The 2,157-nt window shown below is 60.2% G+C and carries 3 protein-coding genes and 1 pseudogene; all 4 read right to left on the bottom strand.

All coding sequences use genetic code 11. The features are described from left to right. Nucleotides 1–154: pseudogene (locus JMF90_RS34460) on the bottom strand (F0F1 ATP synthase subunit B); the annotation flags it as partial. Nucleotides 155–283: 129 nt separating this feature from the next. Next, the gene (gene atpE, locus JMF90_RS34455; protein WP_006482730.1) at nucleotides 284–553 is read right to left on the bottom strand and encodes a F0F1 ATP synthase subunit C; all 270 of its coding nucleotides are present in this window, start codon (nucleotides 551–553) and stop codon (nucleotides 284–286) included. A gap of 75 nt (nucleotides 554–628) precedes the next feature. Next, nucleotides 629–1,480 (bottom strand): F0F1 ATP synthase subunit A, encoded by an 852-nt coding sequence (gene atpB / locus JMF90_RS34450; RefSeq protein ID WP_006477281.1) that lies wholly within the window; start codon nucleotides 1,478–1,480, stop codon nucleotides 629–631. A gap of 110 nt (nucleotides 1,481–1,590) precedes the next feature. Beyond that, entirely contained in the window at nucleotides 1,591–2,115 is a 525-nt protein-coding gene (locus tag JMF90_RS34445; RefSeq protein ID WP_006477280.1) for an ATP synthase subunit I, read from the bottom strand. Nucleotides 2,116–2,157: the final 42 nt, after the last annotated feature.

The following is a 2,157-nucleotide window of genomic DNA, read 5'->3' as shown; positions in this document are numbered from 1 at the left end:
CCTTGCCCTTCTCCGCGGCGGCGAGGCCGTCGGCGATCTTCTTCGAACGTTCGTCGAGGGCGTTGATCAACGGCGGCCACACGAATTTCATCGTGAACCACGCGAGGACCAGGAACACGACCATTTGCGCAAACAGAGTTGCGTTGAGATTCACGGTGTTTCCTTATCTGCTATTCCGGAAAAATGAAACGGTAAGGCGCTCATCGAGTTGCATTCGATCAGCGCCCCAAGTCTCCGTTCCGCCCTGCGCCGGCTCACGCCGGACGCATATTTCCGAGGAACCTTAGCCTGCGAGCTTCGACAGGAGCGGGTTCGCGAACGCGAACAGCATTGCGACACCAACGCCGATCAGGAATGCAGCGTCGATCAGACCAGCCAGCAGGAACATCTTCGTTTGCAGCGGGTTGATGAGTTCCGGCTGACGTGCGCAGGCTTCGATGTACTTGCCACCCATCAGCGCGATACCGATACAGGCGCCGATTGCACCCAGGCCGATGATGATGCCGATACCGATGGCGGTCAGACCCTGGATGTTGGCGATGTAAGCTTGCATGATCACTCCTTTGTGAAAAGACTTGGAACTGAGATTTAAAAAACTAAAACGAAGACTCTTTGTTGCACGCCACGCTTAGTGCGTGTCGTGCGCCTGGCCGAGATACACCAGCGTCAGCATCATGAAAATGAATGCCTGCAACAGAACAATCAGAATGTGGAAGATTGCCCAGACGCTACCCGCGATCACATGACCAACGAAGCCGAGGAACGTTGCGTCGCCACCGAAGCTCCACATGCTGCCGAGCAGGGCGATCAACAGGAACAACAGCTCACCCGCGTACATGTTGCCGAACAGCCGCATGCCGAGCGAAACGGTCTTTGCAACGTATTCGACGATGTTGAGCGCGAGGTTCGGGATCCACAGCGCCGGGTGGCCGCCGAACGGCGCCGACAGCAGCTCATGCGCAAAGCCGCCCGCGCCCTTGATCTTGATGCTGTAGTAGATCATCAGGACGAACACGCCGAGCGCGATGCCGAGCGTGCCGTTCAGGTCGGCCGTCGGGACGATGCGATGGTGGGAAATCACGTCCGACAGACCGAGCAGGCCGATCACGCGGCCCGGCAGGTCGACCGGGAGGAAGTCGAGGGAGTTCATCAGCGCGACCCACACGAACACCGTGAGGGCGAGCGGCGCGATGAAGGTACGATTGCCGTGGACGATGGCCTTCGACTGGTCTTCGACCATTTCGACGAGCATCTCGATCGCGCACTGGAAACGGCCCGGCACGCCCGACGTCGCCTTGCGGGCGGCCAGACGCAGCAGGACGATCGTCACGATGCCGCAAACGATCGACCAGAACAGCGTGTCGAGATTCCAGACGTGAATGTCGAAAATCGACGTCTGATGCGAGGTGGAGAAATTCTGCAAGTGGTGCGCAATGTACTCGGACGGATCCGGACCGCGCGTGCCTTCGCTAGCTGCCATATCGTTAATGCCACCCAAATTGTCGAAAATCGTTTTGCCCCGTTCCGCAACACGCTATTGCGGGAACGGGCCGGTGCGGTTCGTTGTCGAAACCGCACGCTGCTTGTTCCTTACCGCCAGGCCAGCGCGATCCAGTACGTCTTCAGCACGACGAGGTACGTGACGAGGAACGGCACCCAGTGCACGCCGGCCCAGCCGAACGCCACCGCGGTGAACATCCCGATCGTCAGAGCCAGTTTCAGGGCTTCGCCCATCACCCAGCTCATCACGGTGGCCGAGCCACCTGCCTTCAGTCGTGCCACGAATACCGCACTGGGCACCCAGCCGATCGCTCCGCCCAGAAACGCGGATTGCGCAGCGGCGCCCGGCGACTTCGAAAACAGCCACCACGCCAGCGTTGCAACCAGGGACAGGACCACTTGCGCGAACACCACCTTGTAGGGGGTCACGCGCGAGGGCTTGCTCACGTTCGGGCCAAACAGCCTTTCGGCCTCGGCCCGCGTCAGCGGAACGATGTTGTTATCTTGCTGCTCGACATCCCAGTCATCGTCGGATTCACGCCGCGCGCCAACCGCCGAAGCGGTGCGTTGCGTGCGCTGATCATCGTGCCTGTCGTCCGGCGCCTGACCCGCCATCGCAATCTTCCGCAGAATCCTTCAAACCGACCCCAAGCTTTC

Source organism: Burkholderia sp. E168m23, assembly GCF_016586125.1.
Taxonomy (GTDB): domain Bacteria; phylum Pseudomonadota; class Gammaproteobacteria; order Burkholderiales; family Burkholderiaceae; genus Burkholderia; species Burkholderia orbicola.
This window is presented reverse-complemented; position numbering and strand designations above follow the sequence as displayed.

What these genes read in the sequence shown, in the direction of transcription:
- atpE (WP_006482730.1), bottom strand. Translation starts at nt 553, where the DNA reads ATGCAAGCTTACATCGCCAACATCCAGGGTCTGACCGCCATCGGTATC.
- atpB (WP_006477281.1), bottom strand. Translation starts at nt 1,480, where the DNA reads ATGGCAGCTAGCGAAGGCACGCGCGGTCCGGATCCGTCCGAGTACATT.
- JMF90_RS34445 (WP_006477280.1), bottom strand. Translation starts at nt 2,115, where the DNA reads ATGGCGGGTCAGGCGCCGGACGACAGGCACGATGATCAGCGCACGCAA.